The organism is Streptomyces sp. NPDC054770 (assembly GCF_053611985.1).
In genome coordinates this window covers 127,750-145,870 of record NZ_JBSHBL010000016.1, presented here as the reverse complement: position 1 = coordinate 145,870, position 18,121 = coordinate 127,750, and the positions used below count along the sequence as shown (strand labels likewise).

The window sequence follows — 18,121 nt, the reverse complement described above, 5'->3', positions numbered from 1 at the left end:
GGGAACTGCGCGACCAGCCACAACGCACCCGCAGGTGCCCTACGACCTATCGCTCAAGAACAAGCGCGAGCCCTTGCCCGACGCCGATGCAAAGGCTGGCGACACCGATACCGCCGCCACGCCGCGCAAGCTGATGCGCCACGGTCCCCGCCAGCCGCGCACCGGACGCTCCCAACGGGTGCCCCAAGGCAATGGCTCCACCCTGCGGATTGAGGATCGCCGGATCGAACTCGGGCCACTCGGCGACACACCCCAGCACCTGCGCCGCGAACGCCTCGTTCAGCTCAAGGACCGACAGATCACCGAACCCCTTGCCGGCCTTGCCCAGCGCACGCGTCACCGCTTCGACGGGCGCCAGCCCGAAGTAGTCCGGGTCGATCCCGGACACCCCGGTCGCACCGACCCGGGCCAGCGGCTCCCGCCCGAGCGCCCTGAGGCCCTCCTCGTCGGTCAGCAGCAGCGCCGCCGCGCCGTCGTTGAGGGGGGAGGCGTTGCCCGCGGTCACGGTGCCGCCCTCCGTACGGAAGGACGGCTTGAGCCTGGCCATCGCGGTGAGAGAGGCATCCGGGCGTACGCATTCGTCGGCGGCGAAGGGGACCGGGTCGCCCTTGCGCTGCGGGACCGGCACGGGCGCCAGCTCGGCGTCGAACAGGCCCTGTTCCTGGGCGGCGGCCGCCTTCCGGTGCGAGGCGAGCGCGAACTCGTCCTGCTGCTCCCGGCTGATCTTGTGCTTGTCGGCGATGCGTTCCGCGCTCTCGCCGAGCGGGATGGTCCACTGCGGCGGCATCTCGGGGTTGACCATGCGCCAGCCCAGCGTGGTCGAGTACAGCTCGGCGTGCCCGGCGGGGAACGGCCGGTCGTTCTTGGGCAGCACGTACGGCGCCCGGGTCATCGACTCCACACCGCCGGCCACGGCGATGGACGCATCGCCCACCGCGATGGCGCGGGCGGCCTGGATCACCGCTTCCAGCCCGGAGGCGCACAGCCGGTTGACCGTCACCCCCGGTACGGACGTCGGCAGTCCGGCGAGCAGCGCGGCCATCCGGCCGACGTTGCGGTTCTCCTCGCCGGCGCCGTTGGCGTTGCCGAAGTAGACGTCCTCGATCCGGGCGGGGTCCAGGGCCGGGGTGCGGGCGAGGAGTTCACGGATGGCGTGTGCGGCCAGGTCGTCCGGGCGTACGCCCGCGAGGCCGCCGTTGTAGCGGCCGATCGGCGTACGGACCGCGTCGACGATGTACACCGTGTTCACAGCAGGCCCTCCGGGACAGTGAGTTTCGCGTCGGTCTTGGCGATGATCTCCTCGGCACCGACCCCGGGCGCGGTCTCCACGAGGACGAGTCCGTCGTCGGTGACGTCCAGGACACCCAGGTCGGTGATGATCCGGTCCACGCAGGCCTTCCCGGTCAGCGGCAGTGCGCACTCGGTCAGGATCTTCGGCGAGCCGTCCTTGGCGGTGTGGGTCATCACCACGATGACCGTGCGGGCACCGTGCACCAGGTCCATCGCCCCGCCGATCCCGGTGACGAGCTTGCCGGGGATCGCCCAGTTGGCGAGGTCCCCGCCGGCGGAGACCTGCATCGCCCCCAGTACGGCGACGTCGATGTGGCCGCCGCGGATCATCGAGAAGGACAGGGCGGAGTCGAAGAAGGAGGCGCCGGGCAGGACCGTGACGGTCTCCTTCCCGGCGTTGATCAGATCCGGGTCGACGGCGTCCTCGGTGGGGTAGGGGCCGGTGCCCAGGATGCCGTTCTCCGACTCCAGGACCACCTCCACCCCCTCGGGCAGATAGTTCGGGATCAGCGTCGGCAGCCCGATCCCGAGGTTGACGTACTGGCCGTCCTCGAGCTCGCGGGCCGCCCGCGCGGCCATCTCCTGGCGCGTCCAGGCCATCAGCTGCTCACCGTCCGCTGCTCGATCTTCTTGTCCGCCGCCTGCTCGGGGGTGAGGGCCACCACCCGCTGTACGAAGATCCCCGGCAGATGCACCGCGTCCGGGTCGATCTCGCCGGGCTCCACGAGTTCTTCCACCTCGGCGATCGTGACCTTGCCGGCCATCGCGGCCAGGGGGTTGAAGTTCCGGGTGGACTTGTTGAACACCAGGTTCCCGTGCCGGTCGCCCTTCGCCGCCCGGACCAGCGCGAAGTCCGTGCGGATACCCCGCTCCAGGACGTACTCGGTGCCGTCGAACTCCCGCACCTCCTTCGCCGGGGATGCCAGCGCCACCCCGCCGGAGCCGTCGTAACGCCACGGCAGTCCGCCCTCCGCGACCTGGGTGCCCACACCGGCGGGGGTGTAGAAGGCGGGGATCCCGGCGCCGCCCGCCCGCAGCCGCTCCGCCAGGGTGCCCTGCGGGATCAGCTCCACCTCCAGCTCACCGGCCAGATACTGGCGCGCGAACTCCTTGTTGGCCCCGATATAGGAGCCGGTCACGCGGGCGATCCGTCCGGCGGCGAGCAGGACGGCAAGACCCGTGTCCATCGCCCCGCAGTTGTTCGAGACCACCGACAGGCCGCCCACCTCCCGCTGGTACAACGCCCCGATCAGCACGTTCGGGACACCGCTCAGCCCGAACCCGCCCACCGCCAGCGACGCGCCCTCCGGCACATCGGCCACCGCCTCCTCGGCCGTGGCGACCACCTTGTCCATCCGTGCAGCCTCATCTCTCAGCGAATTAATCAGGGCACTGAGTATTTCAGCGAGATGTCTGCCACGCTGCCACTGCCGTCGCCACCCGTCAAGACCTGGGCTGATGGCAGACGGGTGTACAGACAGGGGGGAGGGCTGCGGGTATCGTTCAGTACACCAACGAATTCGGACCATGGGAGCGCATATGGCCGCGGTGGACCTCACCACCCACCCCGGGCACCTGGCCCGGCGGCTCCAGCAGGCCCACTACCTGCTGTGGAACACGATGGTCTCGGAGGAGATCACCTCGCCGCAGTTCGCCGTACTGAACGCGCTCGTCGCCGAGCCGGGACTGGACCAGCGGACCGTGGGGGAGCGGGTGGGCCTGGACCGGTCGACCATCGCCGAGGTCATCAGCCGGCTGGGCCGGCGCGGGCTCCTGGACAAGGTGCGCGACCCGCAGGACGGCCGCCGCTTCCTGCTGCGCCTCACCGACGACGGCCTGCGCACCCACCGCAAGCTCGCCGTGCGCACCGCCCGGATGAACCAGGTCTTCCTGGCCCCGCTCTCGGCCGAGGAGCAGACCCGGTTCTTCGACCTGATCCGCAGGGTCTCGGACGCGGCGGAGGGCCTGCGCAACCCGGCCGAGCCGGCCGCGCCGCAGGGTCAGGCCTTGGCGAACACCACCCACACCTGACCGTCGGCGAAGTTCAGCGGGCTGCCGTCCGCGTCCGTGAACGTCGTTCCGTCGGTGGCCGCCGGGCGGGACCAGGTGGCCTCGAACGACCGCCCGTCCCGCAGTACTTCCGCTTTCCCCGAGCCCACCGTCTGGGTGAACGGCGTGTAGTTGCCGAGCACGTCGTGAAACGCCGACTTCGTCACCCGCACGTGCTGCACCACGACCGTCGCCGGTGCCAGCCGGCTGCCCGCCGTCGTCCGGTCCGGTGTGCCGTCCATGGACACCAGCCAACGCTTCCGGTCGGCGGACCAGGTGAAGGTGAAGCGGGCCGCCGGGTACCGCACGGTGCGCGAGGCGGTGGCCGTGCCGCCGGATGGTGCCGGTCCGTAGCGGAAGCCGGTGGTGAGCGCCGCCCTGCCGGGGGCCCCGTCCATCAGCTTGGCCGGGCGCAGGTACAGGTTGTGCGGGGCCGGTCTGCCGGTGCCCCGGTAGTAGGCGCCGGACGCCTCCGCGGGGGACTCCGGCTTCAACGGGGCCTTGCCGATCAGGGGGAGCAGTTTCTTCTGGGCGCCGGAGAAGGCGAGCGTCGGCCGGTGGAACTGGCGCAGCAGTTCCAGGTCGGACTCGCGGGCGCTGCGGACGGGGCCGACGACCTCGGGGAGCTCGGTGGCGAACACCGCCATCAGTCGGCTGAGCCCGCCCTCGACCTGCTCCGCGTACACCACGTCCGCCGCGTCGAGACCGGTCTGGGGGCGGGCCGCGGCCACGTTGTCGATCTTCACGGCCAGCACGGATCCGGTGGCCTGCTGCCCACTCGGTGTCGGGGTGCCCTCGCTCGGTGTCGGGGTGCCCTGCGGCGCGCGGCCGTCGTCCGTCGGGCCGTGCCGGGTGCAGCCCGCCGTGAGGGAGGCCGCCGTCGCGGCCGCCGCCAGTGCCGCCGTCAGGACGGTTCGGCGCGTCGGCGCCCTGTGCTGCATGCCCACCGCTGCCACCCCGTTCGTCCCGCCCCGTTCACCCTCTTGCTTGATTGTGCGTTCAACGGGTCATCGGGGGCCATACCCGGTCGAACCCGATCGCGGGCAGTCGGGGCAGTCGGGGTGGTCGGGGCGGTTCAGGACCCCAGGATCTCCGTGAGGTCGTAGCGCACCGGCTCCTCCAGCTGGGCGTAGGTACAGCTCTCCGGGGTGCGGTCCGGGCGCCAGCGGCGGAAGCGGGCCGTGTGCCGGAAGCGTGCCCCGTTCTCCATGTGGTCGTACGCCACCTCGGCCACCCGCTCCGGCCGCAGCGGCACCCAGGACAGGTCCTTCTTGCCCGACCAGCGGCTCGGTGCGCCGGGCAGCCGGGCCGACTCGTGGGCGGCCTCCTCCGCCCAGGCCGCCCACGGATGCCCGGAGACGTCGGCCAGGCGCAGCGGCTCCAGCTCCTCGATCAGCTCGGCCCGCCGCTTCATCGGGAACGCGGCCGACACGCCCACGTGCTGGAGGGCGCCCCGGTCGTCGTACAGACCCAGCAGCAGCGAGCCCACCACGGGGCCGCTCTTGTGGAGGCGGTAGCCGGCCACCACGACGTCGGCCGTCCGCTCGTGCTTGACCTTGAACATGACACGCTCGTCCTGCCGGTAGCGCAGGGTGAGCGGCTTGGCGACGACCCCGTCCAGGCCTGCTCCCTCGTACTGCTCGAACCACTGCCGTGCCACCTCGACATCGGTCGTGGCCGGAGCCAGATACACCGGCGGGGTGACCCCTTCCAGCGCCCTGGTGAGCAGCGCTCGGCGGTCGGTCAGCGGGACGTCGAGCAGCGACTGTTCGGCCAGTGCCAGCAGGTCGAAGGCGACGAAGGAGGCGGGGGTCCGCTCCGCCAGCGTGCGCACCCGGGAGTCCGCCGGATGGATCCGCTCGGTCAGCGCGTCGAAGTCCAGCCGGCCCTCCCGGGCGATGACGATCTCCCCGTCCAGCACGCACCGCTCGGGCACCCGCTCCTTCAGCGCCGCCACCAGCTCGGGGAAATACCTGGTCAACGGCTTCCCGGTACGACTACCGAGTTCCACCTCGGCACCGTCCCGGAACACGATCGCGCGGAAGCCATCCCACTTCGCCTCGTACTGCATGTCCGGCGGGATCGTCGCCACCGACTTGGCGAGCATCGGCTTCACGGGCGGCATCACCGGCAGATCCATGCCATGACTCTACGAGCGGTCCCCGGTGCGCGCTCGCCACGCGGTCCCCCCCACCGAGGCCCGAGGGACCGTGTCGAGCCGATATGCGCGGTGGGATTGGTGCGCCTACCGTGGCCGCATGGGCGATGCGGTGCAACTGGAGGTGGCCGGCCGGACCGTACGGCTGTCCAGTCCGGACAAGGTGTTCTTCCCGGAGCGCGGTTTCACCAAGCTGGACGTCGCCCGCTACTACGCGGCCGTGGCCCCCGGCATCCTGCGCGCCCTGCGCGACCGCCCCACCACCCTCCAGCGCTACCCGGACGGCATCGAGGGCGAGTGGTTCTACCAGAAGCGCGCCCCCAAGGGCATGCCCGACTGGATCCCCACCGCCCACATCACCTTCCCCAGCGGCCGTACCGCCGACGAGATGTGCCCCACCGAGGAGGCCGCCGTGGTGTGGGCCGCGCAGTACGGCACGCTCACCTTCCACCCCTGGCCGGTGCGGAGCGGTGACGTCGACCGGCCCGACGAGCTCCGTATCGACCTCGACCCACAGCCCGGCACCGACTTCGCCGACGCGGTCCGCGCCGCCCATGAACTGCGCGCCGTCCTCGACGAGTTCGGCGGACTGCGGGGCTGGCCCAAGACCTCCGGCGGTCGCGGCCTGCATGTCTTCGTGCCCATCGAACCCCGCTGGACCTTCACCCAGGTCCGGCGCGCGGCGATCGCCGTGGGCCGCGAGCTGGAACGCCGGATGCCGGACCGGGTGACCATCAAGTGGTGGAAGGAGGAACGCGGCGAGCGAATCTTTGTTGATTACAATCAGACAGCGCGCGACCGCACCATCGCCTCCGCCTACTCCCTGCGGCCCCGCCCGAACGCGCCCGTCTCCGCGCCGCTGCACTGGGCGGAGGTCGACGACATACAGCCCGCCGACTTCGACCTCGCCACCATGCCGGCCCGGTTCGCCGAAGTCGGCGACGTGCACGCCGACATGGACGACCACGCCTACTCCCTCGACGCCCTGCTGGAACTCGCCCGCCGCGACGAACACGAGCACGGCCTCGGCGACCTGCCCTACCCGCCGGAGTACCCGAAGATGCCGGGCGAGCCCAAACGCGTCCAGCCGAGCCGGGCGCGGCCCGAACAGCCCTCCTGACGGCGGGACTTGGACGGCGGGACTTGAGGGCGCCCGGTGACCGCCGGCAGGCGGTACGGCCCCGGGAGCGCTCTCACCGCCCGGCGGCGCCCGGGACTATGCTGATCGCCAGCCGCCGACGAGGAGGGCCGAGGTGTCCGAGGCAGTGTCCCGCCCCACGCTGGAGGCCGTGGCCGCGCGGGCCGGAGTGTCCCGGGCCACCGTGTCACGGGTCGTCAACGGCGGGGACGGCGTGCGCGAGCCCCTCGTCGAGCGGGTGCGCCGGGCGGTCGAGGAACTCGGCTACGTCCCCAACCAGGCGGCCCGCAGCCTCGTCACCAGACGGCACGACGCCGTCGCCGTCGTCATCGCCGAACCGGAGACCCGGATCTTCACCGACCCCTTCTTCGCGCTCCAACTGCGCGGCATCAGCAAGGAGCTGACCGCCCACGACAACCAGCTCGTGCTGCTGCTCACCGAGGGGCGGGACGACCACGCGCGGGTGGCCCGCTATCTCGCCGGCGGCCATGTGGACGGCGCGCTGGTCTTCTCGCTCCACCTCGACGACCCGCTGCCCGGCCTGATCGAGGGTGCCAAGGTCCCCACCGTGTTCGGCGGCCGGCCCGGCTGGAGCGGCGGTTCGAAGAGCGCCGTGTACGTCGACTGCGACAACCGGGGCGGCGCCGAGGACGCAGTACGCCATCTCGCCGGCCTCGGCAGGACCCGGATCGCGCACATCACCGGACCACTGGACCAGACGTCGGCGGCCGACCGCCTCCAGGGCTACCGCGACGTCATGGGCGAGGCCGACCCCCGGCTGGTAGTCGCCAGCGACTTCACCCCGTCCGGCGGTGAGCGCGCCATGGGCGAACTCCTCGACCGCTGCCCGGACGTGGACGCCGTGTTCGCCGCCAACGACCTCACCGCGCTCGGCGCCCTGCGGGTCCTGCGCGAGCGCGGCCGCCGGGTGCCCGAGGACGTCGCCGTGATCGGCTTCGACGATGTGCTGCCCGTCGCCGAACAGACCGAGCCGCCGCTGACGACGGTCCGTCAGGACATCGAGGAGATGGGCCGGTTGATGGCCCGGCTGCTGCTGGCCACGCTGAACCGCGGCGCGTCGGCGGCCGGCGCGCCGTCCAGCGTCGTCCTGCCGACGACCCTGATACGGCGCGCGACCGCCTGACCGCCTGACCGCCTGACCGCCTGACCGCCTGACCGGCCCCGGCCTCCGCCTCGGGCGGGCCCTCAGGTCTGCTGCGGTTCGCCCTTGATCACCGCGAAGCGCGCGCCGTACGGATCGGCCAGCTTCGCCATCCGGCCCACACCCTCCAGCGTGGTCGCCGGCATCCGCACCCTGCCGCCCGTCTGCTGGGCCTTCTCGACCACCGCGTCCGGGTCCTCCACCTCGAAGTACGGCAGCCAGTACGCACCGGCCTGCGCCTCGGCCGGGTCCTCGGCCAGCGGGACCATCCCGCCGAACATCGACGCGTCGTCCCCGCCCGGCGGGTTGACGCAGGTGTAGGTGCCGCCGGGGAAGGGCACGCCGGAGGTCTCCAGGCCGAGCGTCTTGTGGTAGAAAGCCGCGGCGGCCGCGATGTCCGGGGTGTACAGCTCGACCCAGCACAGCGAGCCGGGATCGCCCGCCACGTCGACCCCCTTGGTCAGTGCCGGCTGCCAGATGCCGAAGGGCACGCCCGCCTGGTCGGCGAGGACCGCCAGGTGGCCCTGGCCCATCACGTCCATCGGCTGGGCGAGGACGCCGCCGTGCGCCTGCTCGGCCGCCTTCGCGGTGGCCTGCGCGTCCCCGCTCTGGAAGTACACGGTCCAGGACGGCGGACCCTGCTCCGGGGTGGTCTGCATACCGCCGGCGACGGTCCTGCCGTCCAGCTGGAAGAATCCGTAACCGCCGGCGTCGGGACCCGCCGACTGGAACTGCCAGCCGAAGAGACCGTTGTAGAAGGAGACGGCACCGTCGATCTCGGGTGTGCCGAGGTCGATCCAGTTGGGAGCGCCGTTGACGAAACGGGTGGTGAGCATCATCGCCCTCCTCGGAAGGGTCCTGTTCACTGCTGGGCCGAGTCTTCCACCGCCCACTGACAAACGCTGCCCGACCACGCCCACCGCAGTCCGGTTACCCAGGGTCACCCGACGCAATCGCCGAGTTTCCCATTCGTTCCGCGTGCCGCCGTGCACGGGCGTGGCGCCGAGGCGCATGATCGAGGCTGCGGCAGTCTGCCGCCGCCACGTTGAGCGGGCGTTGATCGAACGTTTTTCGCCGCCCGGCACGATCCTGGCCATGCACTTCGACACCATCACCTCGCCCCGCACGCCCGTCCCGGCCTGGCAGGCACAGGCGTTGTGCGCGCAGACCGGGGCGGACTTCTTCTTTCCCGAGCCCGGCAGCTCGGTGCGCGAGGCCAAGCGCATCTGCGGTATGTGCGAGATGCGTTCGGCCTGCCTGGAATACGCGCTGGACAACGACGAACGCTTCGGCGTCTGGGGCGGCCTGTCCGAGAAGGAACGCCTGGAACTGCGCCGCGGGTCCCGCTGAACCCACGCCCGCCCGGGAAATGCGGTTCGGCCGTACGCCCAGGCCCGGATACCATCCCGGGACGCGGCCGGACGTAGCGCAGAGGCAGACGCACCGCATGGCATGCGGGACACGCCGGTTCGAATCCGGTCGTCCGGGCCGCGTGACGAGGTCCTGTAGAGCAGAGGCAGACTCGCCGCCTTGCCAAGGTGGATACGCCGGTTCGAATCCGGCCGGGACCGCGGTACGGCGGACACGGGGCGGGGCGGATGAGCGAGGCGATCACCGAGGCGGAACTGGCGGCTTTCCACCAGGTGGTGGGGAAGCTGCGGGCGCTGCCCGTCGACGACCCGGTGCGGCTGCGTGCCGAGCAGGTCGCCGCCTCCTTCGCCCGCGACGGCCGGCTGCGCCGCCGCAGGACGCGCGGCACCGAGACGTCGGCGGCCGACGCCGCCGTGATGGCCGCGACCGCGACCGGCGCCCTGGACCGCCGCGAGGACGCGCCGCTGGCCGTACCCGGCGCCGGCGGCGTCTTTCGGAAGCCGCGGACCTGCTACGTCTGCAAGTCGCCCTATCGACAGGTCGACACCTTCTACCACCGGCTCTGCCCCGACTGCGCCGCCGACAACACCGCACGCCGCGCCCTGAGCACCGACCTCGGCGGCCGCCGGGTGCTGCTCACCGGCGGCAGGGTGAAGATCGGCTTCCAGCTGGCCCTGATGATGCTGCGCGACGGCGCCGACGTCGTCGTCACCTCGCGCTTCCCGTACGACACCCGGCGGCGTTTCGAGGCGGCGCCGGGCAGCGCCGGGTGGCTGGACCGGCTCACCGTCCTCGCCGTCGACCTGCGTGACCCGCGCCAGGTCCTCGGCCTGTGCGAGGAGTTGCGGCAGGAGGGCAAGCCGCTGGACATCCTCGTCAACAACGCGGCCCAGACCGTGCGCAGACCGCCCGAGTCGTACGCCCTGCTGGCCGCCGGCGAACCCGACGCGCTGCCCCCGGGCGTCCGGCAGGCCCCCGGATTCACTCCGGTGCGCAGCCTGGCGGGCTCGGCCGCGGCGCTGCCCGTCGCACTGCGCGAGGCCGACGAGGCCGGACTGCTGCCCGACCCGTCGCCCGAGAACTCCTGGTCGGCCCGGCTCGGCGACCTCGACCCGGCCGAGGTCCTGGAGACCCAGCTCGTCAACGCCCTCGCCCCGGCACTGCTGTGCGACCGGCTGCTGCCGCTGCTGCTGGCCTCGCCGCGTCCGCGTCGCTACGTGGTCAACGTGACCGCCGTAGAGGGCCGTTTCACCGTCCGCAACAAGATGGCGGGCCATCCGCACACCAACATGGCCAAGGCCGCCCTCAACATGCTCACCCGCACCAGCGCCGCCGAACTCGCCGAGCGGGGCGTCCACATGTGCGCCGTCGACACCGGCTGGATCACCGACGAGAACCCGGCCCCGAAGAAGGCCCGGATGGCGGGCGCCGGTTTTCGCACCCCCCTCGACATCGTCGACGGCGCGGCCCGCGTGTACGACCCGATCGTGCGCGGCGAGGCCGGGGACCCGGTGTCGGGGGTGTTCCTGAAGGACTACCGGGAGGCGGAGTGGTGACCGAGGACCCGCAGGGCGCTCAGCAGGGGACTTTCGCCCGTGTCCCGCACGTCATGCCGCGCCCGGCGGCCGCCGCCGACACCATCGGCCGGGCCCTGTCCGGCTCCGAACACCGCCTCGCCCACCTCGTCCTGACCCACACCGGACCGCGCCGCCACAGGCCTGACCGTCAGCTCCGCCGCAGGTCCGTGAAGACCTCCATCCAGAACCGCTGCTGCCGCTCCGACACCCCCACCAGGTAGGTCGCACGCAGCTTGGCCGGAAGCAGCGCCACCAGGCGGCCCACCGCCGCCCGGTCTCTCTTCAGCTGGGACAGCTCCGCGTTGGCGAGGATCTGGTGCACCACGTCGCTGTCGTCGCCGCCCTCGTCGGAGTGTGCGGCGGCCCTGCGCAGCCGGGCCTCCCAGGCGTCGACGTCCCGGGCCAGCTCGCGCAGCCCGGTGACCGGGCGGCCCCGGAAGCGGTCGACGAGGGCCGTCAGCGGCACCGGCGCGTACTCGCCGTCGCCGAGGTAGACCGTGCCCATCTCCAGCGGCAGCCCCTTGCGGTGCAGCTTGACCAGCCGCTCCAGGGTCCGCTTGGTGATCCAGGCCCGGCCCTCGTCGTCGATGTCGTGCTTCCACCACTCCAGAACCGTCTCGGCGTCCCGGCCGTACCGCGCGAGCAGCCACTCATTGGCCGGGATGTCCTCGGGCTCGACCGTCAGCGACGCCGTGAACCGGGTCGCCTGGGCGATGTTGTTCCGTGAGACCAGCAGCTTGCGGCCCAGATGGTACGGCGGATTCTGCACGGCTATCTGGGCCCGCAGGTTCTCGATCCGCCGTCCCGCCAGCGACCACTCCTGGGTGACCTCCATCAGTTTGGCGAACGCGGCCTTGTCCTTGGGCCGGTTGTACTCGTCCCACACGATCGCCTTGGGCTCCGGACCCGTGAAGGGCGCGGCGAGGAGGTTGTCGAGCGTGCCGTCCGGGGACGGGACCGGTGCGCACAGGTCCTCGACGTTCGTCACCGGCAGCGAGAAGTACAGGGGGTCCCGGCCAAGACCCGCGCGCAGGGTCTCGCGGACCAGCTCCGTCTTGCCGCAGCCCGGCGGGCCCTGGAGCAGCACCGTCCAGCGGTTGCGCAGCGCCGCCCGCACCACCTGCCGCACCGGGTCCGAGATCGTCGCCGGGTTGGCCACGCCCACACTCGCCGCGATCCGGTCGAGGATCTCGGCCGTGCGGTCCGGCCCCGGCCGTCCGTCCGGGCCCGGTTCGGCCAGCCGCAGCCGCTCGCCGTCGACCAGCGGCAGGCCCCAGCGCAGCGGGAAGCCCTCGCGCGCGTTGGCCAGCACATGGTCGAGGGTGCGCGGGGAGAGCAGCTCGCGCAGCGCGGGGGAGAGGGACGCCCACAGGGAGAACACCGCACGCAGGTCCCACGGGCGGTACTTGGCCGCGAGATGCCGGCGCCACGAGGTGTCGTTCGCCGTGATCCGGATCGTCACCATGCGGTCCAGGAGTGCCAGGTCACCACGGCGTGCCGAGGTCTCCGACAGCGACTCGTTGTCGGTGAGGAACACGCCGACGCAGCCCAGGGCGCGCAGATCGTGCTCGCCCAGCGACCAGTTGCAGGCCACCTGCATGAGCTGCGACTGGATCGTGTCGCCCGCCTGCAACGAGTCGTCGATGAGCAGCACGAACGGCCGGTCCGGCTTGAGCTGGCTCATCACCAGCTGGCGCAGCACCAGTTCGCCCGTGTGCGGGTCCCGGACCGGCGCGTTGACCAGCAGGTCGTCCGGGGTCAGGTTCGCCGCAGGCACGTACACCAGCGTGGTGTCCGGGTGGGCGCGGGCGAGGTGCGAGAAGAACGTCGCCGTCTTGCCGATCCCGTGCTCGCCGAAGACCTGCCCCGTCTGCCCCATGTCGATCATCGCGTCGATGAAGGACTCCAGCCGGGAGGCGGCCGACCGCTGTGTCTCCTGTGTTCCCTGCGTTTCTGTGCTCATCTACCGTGATCCCGTGGTGACGCGATGGCAGTCCATCGCGGGTGCGTGCGTCTCGGGCCAGTCGTGGCCGCCCTCTGTGATCAGCCAGATCCATTTCTCCGGCTCGGCCGGGGTGATCGGCGGCGCGTATCCGTCGGTGAGGACGACGACCGCGTCCGGGTTCACCTCGCAGCGCCGGCCCGCCACTTCGGTACGGCCCTCCACGTAGTCCGCGACCACCTGGAAGCTGGTGCCGCCCCCGCCGTACACCCGCTCCCCGGGCCGGAACGGCATCACCACGGCGTCGAAGGACAGCCAGTGCGCCGCCACCCCGTCGATCCGGCCGACGAGCCGGGTGAGCCAGTCGATCACCCGGTCCGGCATCGAGCCCGAGGTGTCGTAGGCGATGACCAGCACCTTGTCGCGCACCGGGCCGCGCCGGGCGAGCATCGGGTCCTGGCCGAGGGCCGCGAGCAGCGCGCCGCGCTTCTTCGGGTACACCAGCCGCTCGCCGTCGCGCAGCCGGGAGCCCAGGACGTCCACCAGCCAGCGCTGCCACCAGTCGACGGTCCCGGTGCGGGTGGTCTCGCCACGCAGCATGCCCGCGCCCAGTTTCCCCCAGAGCTTCGCGGCCCGCGCCGACCCGTCCTCCGTGCGGCTCATCAGGTCGAGCAGCTCGTGCTCCGCGCCCCCGTGTCCGCGCCGGGCCGCCAGCAGGGAGTTGAGCAGCGCGGACGAGGTCACCGCGTCGACCGTCTCCTGGTCGGCGGGTACCAGGCCGGCCACCAGGTGCGGACACAGGAGCGGCGGCACCGGCGGATCGCACATGCGCTTGAGCTCGCCGTAGATCCGCATGTCGGTCTCGACGAACTCCTCGTACGCGAGCGGCTCCAGGCCGTGGGCCGTCAGGTCCTCGTGGTAGGCGTCGTACACCGTGCGCGGGTCGACACCCGTCGGCCGGCCGTCCAGCAGGGGCAACCCGGTGCGGCCGAGGCGGACGAGGGCCACGTGGTTGATGGCGACCTCGGCGGCGAGTGTGAACACCGGGTCCTCGCGCAGCTCGGGATCGGCCAGGAGATGGCGGTGCACCAGGTGCCGGGCCTCGTGGAACAGCACGAACTTCACGCCGTCCAGGCCCAGTCCGACGAAAAAGCCAGGGTTGTAGAGCAGCAGACAGGTACCGTCGCCCGAGGCGACCACGGCCGCCGTGTCCACCGCCGTCGTCGGGATCTGGTGCGGGCACTTCGAGTACAGCCACGAGGCCACCGCCGACTCCGTCAGCCCGAAGTCCAGCAGCGCGGCCTCCTTCAGCCGCCGCGCCTGCGCCACCACCGCCGGATCCGCCGGCCGGTACGCCTCAAGTGCCCTGCGGTCGGCCAGGTCGACCCCCACAGGACGTGCCCGCCCCCGCTCTCCGTACGCCATGTGCCGTCCCCCGCGCCGCGGTTCCCCCCGTGCTCCATTGGTACCAGCCGGCACTGACAACGGGCCAAGGCATTACGATCTGCCGCAAGGGCGGGGCCGTAGCGCAGAGGCAGGCGCACCGGTCTCCAGAACCAGAACACGCCGGTTCGAATCCGGCCGCCCCGCCCCCCCACGGAAGCGCGGGGCTGTACTGAATGTGCGGCTACCGCCGCGTGGGCGCGACCAGCCACAACAGCACATCGCAGCACTTCCGGCCCCCGCGGCGCGCCCAGGTCGGGTCCGACTTCGTGCACCACAGGAGCCGTGCCGACAGGTCGCACACCGGCAGGCAGGGGCGCGGTCCGGGCGCCCCGGCGACCGGCAGGCATGCGAGCGGCCGGTCCGCGCGGCACGCTGGTAGGAGAGCACGTGGCGATGGGAGGGGCTCCCATGGGAAACACCGAACAGCGGCCCGCCACCCGGACCCGGGTCGAGAAGCCCGTCGGCGCCGGGAGCGTGTTCTTCTCCTTCGCCCCATGGGTGATCTTCGGTGTCGTGGCGAGCCCCAGCACCTGGGAGTACGCGGCACTGGCCGCGCTGATCGCCGCCGTCGTGCTCTCCGGCAAGGACATGCTCCGGGGCCGGTTCTTCCTGCTGGACATGGTCGCCATCGTGTTCTTCGCCGTGCTCTGCGTCCTGGCCCTCGCCCTGGACCGCCACGAGCTGATCTGGCTGGAGACGTACGCGCAGGTCGTCTCCAGCGCGGTGGTGGCCGTGGTGGCACTCGGCTCCCTGCTGTCCGACCCCTTCACCGCGCAGTACGCCCGCCACTCGGTGCCGCGCGAGCACTGGGACTCGGCCGTCTTCAGACACGTCAACACCGTGCTGACCGCGGCCTGGGGCGCCGTCTTCGCGCTGATGGCCCTGTCCACCTGGCTGGCCATCCGGATCCCGGCGGGCAGCGACTGGTTCGACTGGGTCGTCCCCATCGCCCTGCTGGTCTGGGCCGTGAAGTTCACCGAACGCTATCCGGACCGGTACAAACAGCGGGTGGCGTCCTAGCTAGGCGATGGCCCCCGCGGTCCTGACGAGTTCCCCGGTCGTGCCGTGGAAGGTGTCGAGGAGCTGGGCAAGTACCGCCCAGGCCTCCTCGCGGTCGCCCAGGTGGTCTCGGACCAGCGGGCGCAGGGCGTCCTCGGCCTCGGCGGCGCGGCGCGGGAACATCACGTGGCCCAGGGAGAGCACGTTGAGTACCTCCAGGGCCGGTCCGTGCTCCAAGGCGTACGTGGCGGGTCCGTCCATGATCCCCGCCTGGCGGACCCGGAAGTCGAACTTGCGGTGGGAGCCGAACTGGGCGCGCAGCGAGGGCGGGCAGTCCGGGCGGACGGACAGGGCCCAGCGGACATAGCCGGGCAGGGAGTTCTCGCGGTCCGCCTCGGCGACCGTCTGCCAGTGCTCACGCCGGTAGACCATGGAGGCGGCCTCCTGCGCGGCGGCCATGGAGACCGACTCGCGCAGGGCCGGTACCAGTCCGATGCGGGTGATCCGGTCGGGGACCGGCGGTGCCGCGTAGTCGTCGCGCAGGACCGGGTCCACCTCCACCGCGAGCAGCCGGCCGGGGCCGAACGGCACTCCGTCCAGGATGGCCCGTCGCAACGCCGTGTCCCGGTGGGTGAGCAGACGCCAGACGACAGCGTTGAGATCCGGGTCGTCCTCCTGGAGCATCCACAGCACCACCGAGGACGGCAGCGCCGACAGCCCCCAGGGGATCCGGCGCCTGGCTTCCCGGAGATCCTCCGGTGCCGGGCGGGGCAGCCCGACCCGCGCGCGTACCCGGTCGGCGTCCGCGGAGCCGATCAGGTCCAGCAGGAAGCCGGCCGCCCGGCCGGAGGTGGTGTCAGCGCGCATGGGCGAATGATGCCGCAGGTCACCGACAGGGCGCACCGGAAAAATCCGGGCGCCCGTCCGGCGGGGCGTCAGGCGCCGGCGCGCGTTGCCATCCGGGCCTTGCGCGCGGCCAGCTTCTCGTCGAACTTCGTGGCCTCCGCGTTCAGTCCGCCCATGAACAGGCCGAGTTCCTCCTGCGCCTGCAGGCCCTCCGGGCCGAGGCCGTCAATCTCCAGGACCTTCAGGTGGCGCAGCACCGGCTGGAGTACGTCGTCGTGGTGGATGCGCAGGTTGTAGACCTCGCCGATGGCCATCTGGGCGGCGGCCCGCTCGAAGCCGGGGATGCCGTGGCCGGGCATGCGGAAGTCGACGACGACGTCGCGTACCGCCTGCATGGTGAGGTCCGGGGCGAGTTCGAAGGCGGCCTTGAGCAGGTTCCGGTAGAAGACCATGTGCAGGTTCTCGTCGGTCGCGATGCGGGACAGCATGCGGTCGCAGACCGGGTCGCCGGACTGGTGGCCGGTGTTGCGGTGCGAGATGCGGGTCGCGAGTTCCTGGAAGGCGACGTAGGCGACCGAGTGCAGCATCGAGTGCCGGTTGTCGGACTCGAAGCCCTCGCTCATGTGCGACATCCGGAACTGCTCCAGCTTGTCCGGGTCCACCGCACGCGAGGCGAGCAGGTAGTCGCGCATCACGATGCCGTGCCGGCCCTCCTCGGCGGTCCAGCGGTGCACCCAGGTGCCCCAGGCGCCGTCCCGGCCGAACAGCGAGGCGATCTCGTGGTGGTAGCTGGGCAGGTTGTCCTCGGTGAGCAGGTTCACCACCAGGGCGATCCGGCCGATCTCGGTGACCTTGGACTGCTCCTTGCCCCAGGCCTGACCGTCCTCGAAGAAACCGGGGAAGTTACGGGCGTCCGTCCAGGGCACGTACTCGTGCGGCATCCAGTCCTTGGCGACCTTCAGATGCCGGTTCAGCTCTGTCTCGACCACTTCCTCCAGGGCGTACAGCAGCCGAGCGTCGGTCCAGGCGGACGAGCTGCCGAGATGGGGAGAAGTGATCGTCACGAGAACTCCAGGGGGACGTCGAACAAGAGCGGATGAACGGGAGAAGACCGGCGAGCGGTGCCGGAACCTACGCGATCGTAGGCTACGAAACCGTAGGTTACGAAGCCGTAGGTTAAGGGTGCTGTAAAGATCGCTGATCAGGCCCGGTGCCCAAGGCGAATCGGGACATGCCGACCAGCCCCGGGACCCGCAGGTCCCGGGACTGAAGAGGTGAAACGATCACCCGTCAGGCGTACAAGTCCCGCAGCCGTACGGAGAGGCACGTCACACACCCCTCCAGTTTCTCGAACTCGGAGATGTCCACGGTGACCACCTCGTGGCCGAGATCGGCCAGCAGTTCCGCGGTCTTCGGGGCGCTCGCCGACATCAGCACCTTGCCACCGCCGAGCAGCACCACATGGGAGCCCGCGTCCTCCGGCACCGCCAGGAAGCCCGGGAACAGCGAGGGCCGGTCCACGTTCGGGATGTGCCCCAGAATCGTTCCGTCGGGCAGCGCGGTCACCGCCGACTTCAGATGCAGCACCTTGCTCACCGGTACCGCGACCACCCGCGCGCCCAGCGGCTCGAATGCGGCCCGCAACTGCTGCACCCCGGCCGCGTTGGTCCGCCCGCCGCGGCCGACGTAGACGGTGTCGCCGACCTTGAGCACGTCACCGCCGTCCAGGGTGCCCGGCTCCCAGACCCAGTTCACCGAGCAGCCGAGGCGGGCCACCGCCTCCTCCACACCGGCCGTCTCCTCGCGCCGGGACTCGGCGCCGGGCCGGGTGATCAGCGCCACGTTCTTGTACATGACGACCGTGTCCTCGACGAACACCGAGTCCGGGCAGCCGTCCTCCGGATCGACCTCGACGGTCTCCCAGCCGTGCGCGCGCAGCGTCTCCGCGTACGCCTCCCACTGCTCCTGGGCGAGCTCGACATCGACCTTCTCCCGCTCGATGTGCGTCACCAGGCCTTCGGCGAGGAGCGGGCTGGGGCGGCGGATGAGGGCCTTCTTGCTGGGCACGACGGGTCTCCGGGGTCGGGGTTCGGTCCGGCGACCATCGCGGGGCGCCGGACCGCCATCATGCAGGGCGGGTCCG

At 71.6% G+C, this 18,121-nt stretch carries 17 protein-coding genes and 3 tRNA genes; 9 read left to right on the top strand and 11 right to left on the bottom strand.

The window, feature by feature from the left end; genetic code table 11:
• Positions 1-46: 46 nt before the first annotated feature.
• From ACWGKQ_RS17175 to ACWGKQ_RS17165, 3 genes are read right to left on the bottom strand one after another with little or no spacing between them, the layout of a single operon-like run.
• Positions 47-1,249: a thiolase family protein gene (locus ACWGKQ_RS17175; RefSeq protein WP_453292733.1), complete on the bottom strand. Its 1,203-nt coding sequence runs from the start codon at positions 1,247-1,249 to the stop codon at positions 47-49.
• Positions 1,246-1,890, bottom strand: coding sequence for a CoA transferase subunit B (locus tag ACWGKQ_RS17170; RefSeq protein ID WP_453292732.1), 645 nt, complete (start codon positions 1,888-1,890; stop codon positions 1,246-1,248). Before ACWGKQ_RS17170 ends, ACWGKQ_RS17175 begins: the two co-directional genes overlap by 4 nt.
• Complete coding sequence (locus ACWGKQ_RS17165) at positions 1,890-2,645, bottom strand: CoA transferase subunit A (RefSeq protein WP_453292731.1); 756 nt, start codon at positions 2,643-2,645, stop codon at positions 1,890-1,892. The genes ACWGKQ_RS17170 and ACWGKQ_RS17165 overlap by 1 nt, the downstream gene beginning before the upstream one ends.
• 184 nt (positions 2,646-2,829) lie before the next feature.
• Here ACWGKQ_RS17165 and ACWGKQ_RS17160 point away from each other — a divergent pair, with 184 nt between their 5' ends.
• The gene (locus ACWGKQ_RS17160; RefSeq protein WP_453292730.1) at positions 2,830-3,321 is read left to right on the top strand and encodes a MarR family winged helix-turn-helix transcriptional regulator; all 492 of its coding nucleotides are present in this window, start codon (positions 2,830-2,832) and stop codon (positions 3,319-3,321) included.
• On the opposite strand, the gene ACWGKQ_RS17155 is transcribed toward ACWGKQ_RS17160, so the two are convergent.
• Together ACWGKQ_RS17155 and ACWGKQ_RS17150 are read right to left on the bottom strand one after the other, a co-directional pair.
• Positions 3,291-4,280, bottom strand: a complete 990-nt coding sequence (locus ACWGKQ_RS17155; RefSeq protein ID WP_453292729.1) for a DUF3048 domain-containing protein — start codon at positions 4,278-4,280, stop codon at positions 3,291-3,293. The genes ACWGKQ_RS17160 and ACWGKQ_RS17155 overlap by 31 nt on opposite strands.
• 134 nt (positions 4,281-4,414) lie before the next feature.
• The gene (locus tag ACWGKQ_RS17150; RefSeq protein ID WP_453292728.1) at positions 4,415-5,479 is read right to left on the bottom strand and encodes an ATP-dependent DNA ligase; all 1,065 of its coding nucleotides are present in this window, start codon (positions 5,477-5,479) and stop codon (positions 4,415-4,417) included.
• A gap of 118 nt (positions 5,480-5,597) precedes the next feature.
• On the opposite strand from ACWGKQ_RS17150, the gene ligD reads away from it, so the two are divergent.
• Both ligD and ACWGKQ_RS17140 read left to right on the top strand, forming a co-directional pair.
• Positions 5,598-6,617, top strand: coding sequence for a non-homologous end-joining DNA ligase (ligD, locus tag ACWGKQ_RS17145; RefSeq protein ID WP_453292727.1), 1,020 nt, complete (start codon positions 5,598-5,600; stop codon positions 6,615-6,617).
• Positions 6,618-6,750: 133 nt separating this feature from the next.
• The gene (locus ACWGKQ_RS17140; protein ID WP_453292726.1) at positions 6,751-7,779 is read left to right on the top strand and encodes a LacI family DNA-binding transcriptional regulator; all 1,029 of its coding nucleotides are present in this window, start codon (positions 6,751-6,753) and stop codon (positions 7,777-7,779) included.
• Between the two features lie 62 nt (positions 7,780-7,841).
• Here the strand turns inward: ACWGKQ_RS17140 and ACWGKQ_RS17135 are convergent, their stop codons facing one another.
• Positions 7,842-8,633, bottom strand: coding sequence for a VOC family protein (locus tag ACWGKQ_RS17135; protein WP_453292749.1), 792 nt, complete (start codon positions 8,631-8,633; stop codon positions 7,842-7,844).
• A 259-nt stretch (positions 8,634-8,892) separates the two neighbouring features.
• On the opposite strand from ACWGKQ_RS17135, the gene ACWGKQ_RS17130 reads away from it, so the two are divergent.
• The 4 genes from ACWGKQ_RS17130 (at position 8,893) to ACWGKQ_RS17115 (ending at position 10,724) form a co-directional block, all read left to right on the top strand.
• Positions 8,893-9,147 (top strand): WhiB family transcriptional regulator, encoded by a 255-nt coding sequence (locus ACWGKQ_RS17130; protein ID WP_453292748.1) that lies wholly within the window; start codon positions 8,893-8,895, stop codon positions 9,145-9,147.
• A 67-nt stretch (positions 9,148-9,214) separates the two neighbouring features.
• A tRNA-Ala gene (locus ACWGKQ_RS17125) sits at positions 9,215-9,285 on the top strand.
• An 11-nt stretch (positions 9,286-9,296) separates the two neighbouring features.
• A tRNA-Gly gene (locus ACWGKQ_RS17120) sits at positions 9,297-9,368 on the top strand.
• A gap of 27 nt (positions 9,369-9,395) precedes the next feature.
• Positions 9,396-10,724 carry an SDR family NAD(P)-dependent oxidoreductase gene (locus ACWGKQ_RS17115; protein WP_453292725.1) on the top strand — a complete coding sequence of 443 codons (1,329 nt, stop codon included), beginning with the start codon at positions 9,396-9,398 and terminating at the stop codon, positions 10,722-10,724.
• 169 nt (positions 10,725-10,893) lie between these two features.
• Here the strand turns inward: ACWGKQ_RS17115 and ACWGKQ_RS17110 are convergent, their stop codons facing one another.
• Both ACWGKQ_RS17110 and ACWGKQ_RS17105 read right to left on the bottom strand, forming a co-directional pair.
• Positions 10,894-12,708 (bottom strand): AAA family ATPase, encoded by a 1,815-nt coding sequence (locus tag ACWGKQ_RS17110; protein ID WP_453292724.1) that lies wholly within the window; start codon positions 12,706-12,708, stop codon positions 10,894-10,896.
• Positions 12,709-14,112 carry a vWA domain-containing protein gene (locus ACWGKQ_RS17105; protein WP_453292723.1) on the bottom strand — a complete coding sequence of 468 codons (1,404 nt, stop codon included), beginning with the start codon at positions 14,110-14,112 and terminating at the stop codon, positions 12,709-12,711.
• Positions 14,113-14,204: 92 nt separating this feature from the next.
• Between ACWGKQ_RS17105 and ACWGKQ_RS17100 the strand changes: the two genes are divergently transcribed.
• Together ACWGKQ_RS17100 and ACWGKQ_RS17095 are read left to right on the top strand one after the other, a co-directional pair.
• Positions 14,205-14,284, top strand: a tRNA-Trp gene (locus tag ACWGKQ_RS17100).
• Positions 14,285-14,541: 257 nt separating this feature from the next.
• The gene (locus ACWGKQ_RS17095; protein WP_453292722.1) at positions 14,542-15,153 is read left to right on the top strand and encodes a hypothetical protein; all 612 of its coding nucleotides are present in this window, start codon (positions 14,542-14,544) and stop codon (positions 15,151-15,153) included.
• Here ACWGKQ_RS17095 and ACWGKQ_RS17090 read toward each other — a convergent pair whose 3' ends face one another.
• The 3 genes from ACWGKQ_RS17090 to ddaH all read right to left on the bottom strand — a co-directional run bounded on the left by ACWGKQ_RS17090 (position 15,154) and on the right by ddaH (position 18,045).
• Positions 15,154-15,999 (bottom strand): hypothetical protein, encoded by an 846-nt coding sequence (locus tag ACWGKQ_RS17090; RefSeq protein WP_453292721.1) that lies wholly within the window; start codon positions 15,997-15,999, stop codon positions 15,154-15,156.
• Between the two features lie 68 nt (positions 16,000-16,067).
• Positions 16,068-17,042, bottom strand: a complete 975-nt coding sequence (locus ACWGKQ_RS17085; protein ID WP_453292720.1) for an acyl-ACP desaturase — start codon at positions 17,040-17,042, stop codon at positions 16,068-16,070.
• A gap of 226 nt (positions 17,043-17,268) precedes the next feature.
• Positions 17,269-18,045, bottom strand: a complete 777-nt coding sequence (gene ddaH, locus ACWGKQ_RS17080) for a dimethylargininase (protein WP_453292719.1) — start codon at positions 18,043-18,045, stop codon at positions 17,269-17,271.
• Between the last annotated feature and the right edge of the window lie 76 nt (positions 18,046-18,121).

Coding starts and splice junctions, on each gene's coding strand:
- ACWGKQ_RS17155 (WP_453292729.1), bottom strand. CDS start 4,280: ATGCAGCACAGGGCGCCGACGCGCCGAACCGTCCTGACGGCGGCACTG.
- ACWGKQ_RS17170 (WP_453292732.1), bottom strand. CDS start 1,890: ATGGCCTGGACGCGCCAGGAGATGGCCGCGCGGGCGGCCCGCGAGCTC.
- ACWGKQ_RS17115 (WP_453292725.1), top strand. CDS start 9,396: ATGAGCGAGGCGATCACCGAGGCGGAACTGGCGGCTTTCCACCAGGTG.
- ACWGKQ_RS17090 (WP_453292721.1), bottom strand. CDS start 15,999: ATGCGCGCTGACACCACCTCCGGCCGGGCGGCCGGCTTCCTGCTGGAC.
- ACWGKQ_RS17130 (WP_453292748.1), top strand. CDS start 8,893: ATGCACTTCGACACCATCACCTCGCCCCGCACGCCCGTCCCGGCCTGG.
- ACWGKQ_RS17105 (WP_453292723.1), bottom strand. CDS start 14,112: ATGGCGTACGGAGAGCGGGGGCGGGCACGTCCTGTGGGGGTCGACCTG.
- ACWGKQ_RS17110 (WP_453292724.1), bottom strand. CDS start 12,708: ATGAGCACAGAAACGCAGGGAACACAGGAGACACAGCGGTCGGCCGCC.
- ACWGKQ_RS17160 (WP_453292730.1), top strand. CDS start 2,830: ATGGCCGCGGTGGACCTCACCACCCACCCCGGGCACCTGGCCCGGCGG.
- ACWGKQ_RS17095 (WP_453292722.1), top strand. CDS start 14,542: ATGGGAAACACCGAACAGCGGCCCGCCACCCGGACCCGGGTCGAGAAG.
- ACWGKQ_RS17165 (WP_453292731.1), bottom strand. CDS start 2,645: ATGGACAAGGTGGTCGCCACGGCCGAGGAGGCGGTGGCCGATGTGCCG.
- ACWGKQ_RS17135 (WP_453292749.1), bottom strand. CDS start 8,633: ATGCTCACCACCCGTTTCGTCAACGGCGCTCCCAACTGGATCGACCTC.
- ACWGKQ_RS17150 (WP_453292728.1), bottom strand. CDS start 5,479: ATGGATCTGCCGGTGATGCCGCCCGTGAAGCCGATGCTCGCCAAGTCG.
- ligD (WP_453292727.1), top strand. CDS start 5,598: ATGGGCGATGCGGTGCAACTGGAGGTGGCCGGCCGGACCGTACGGCTG.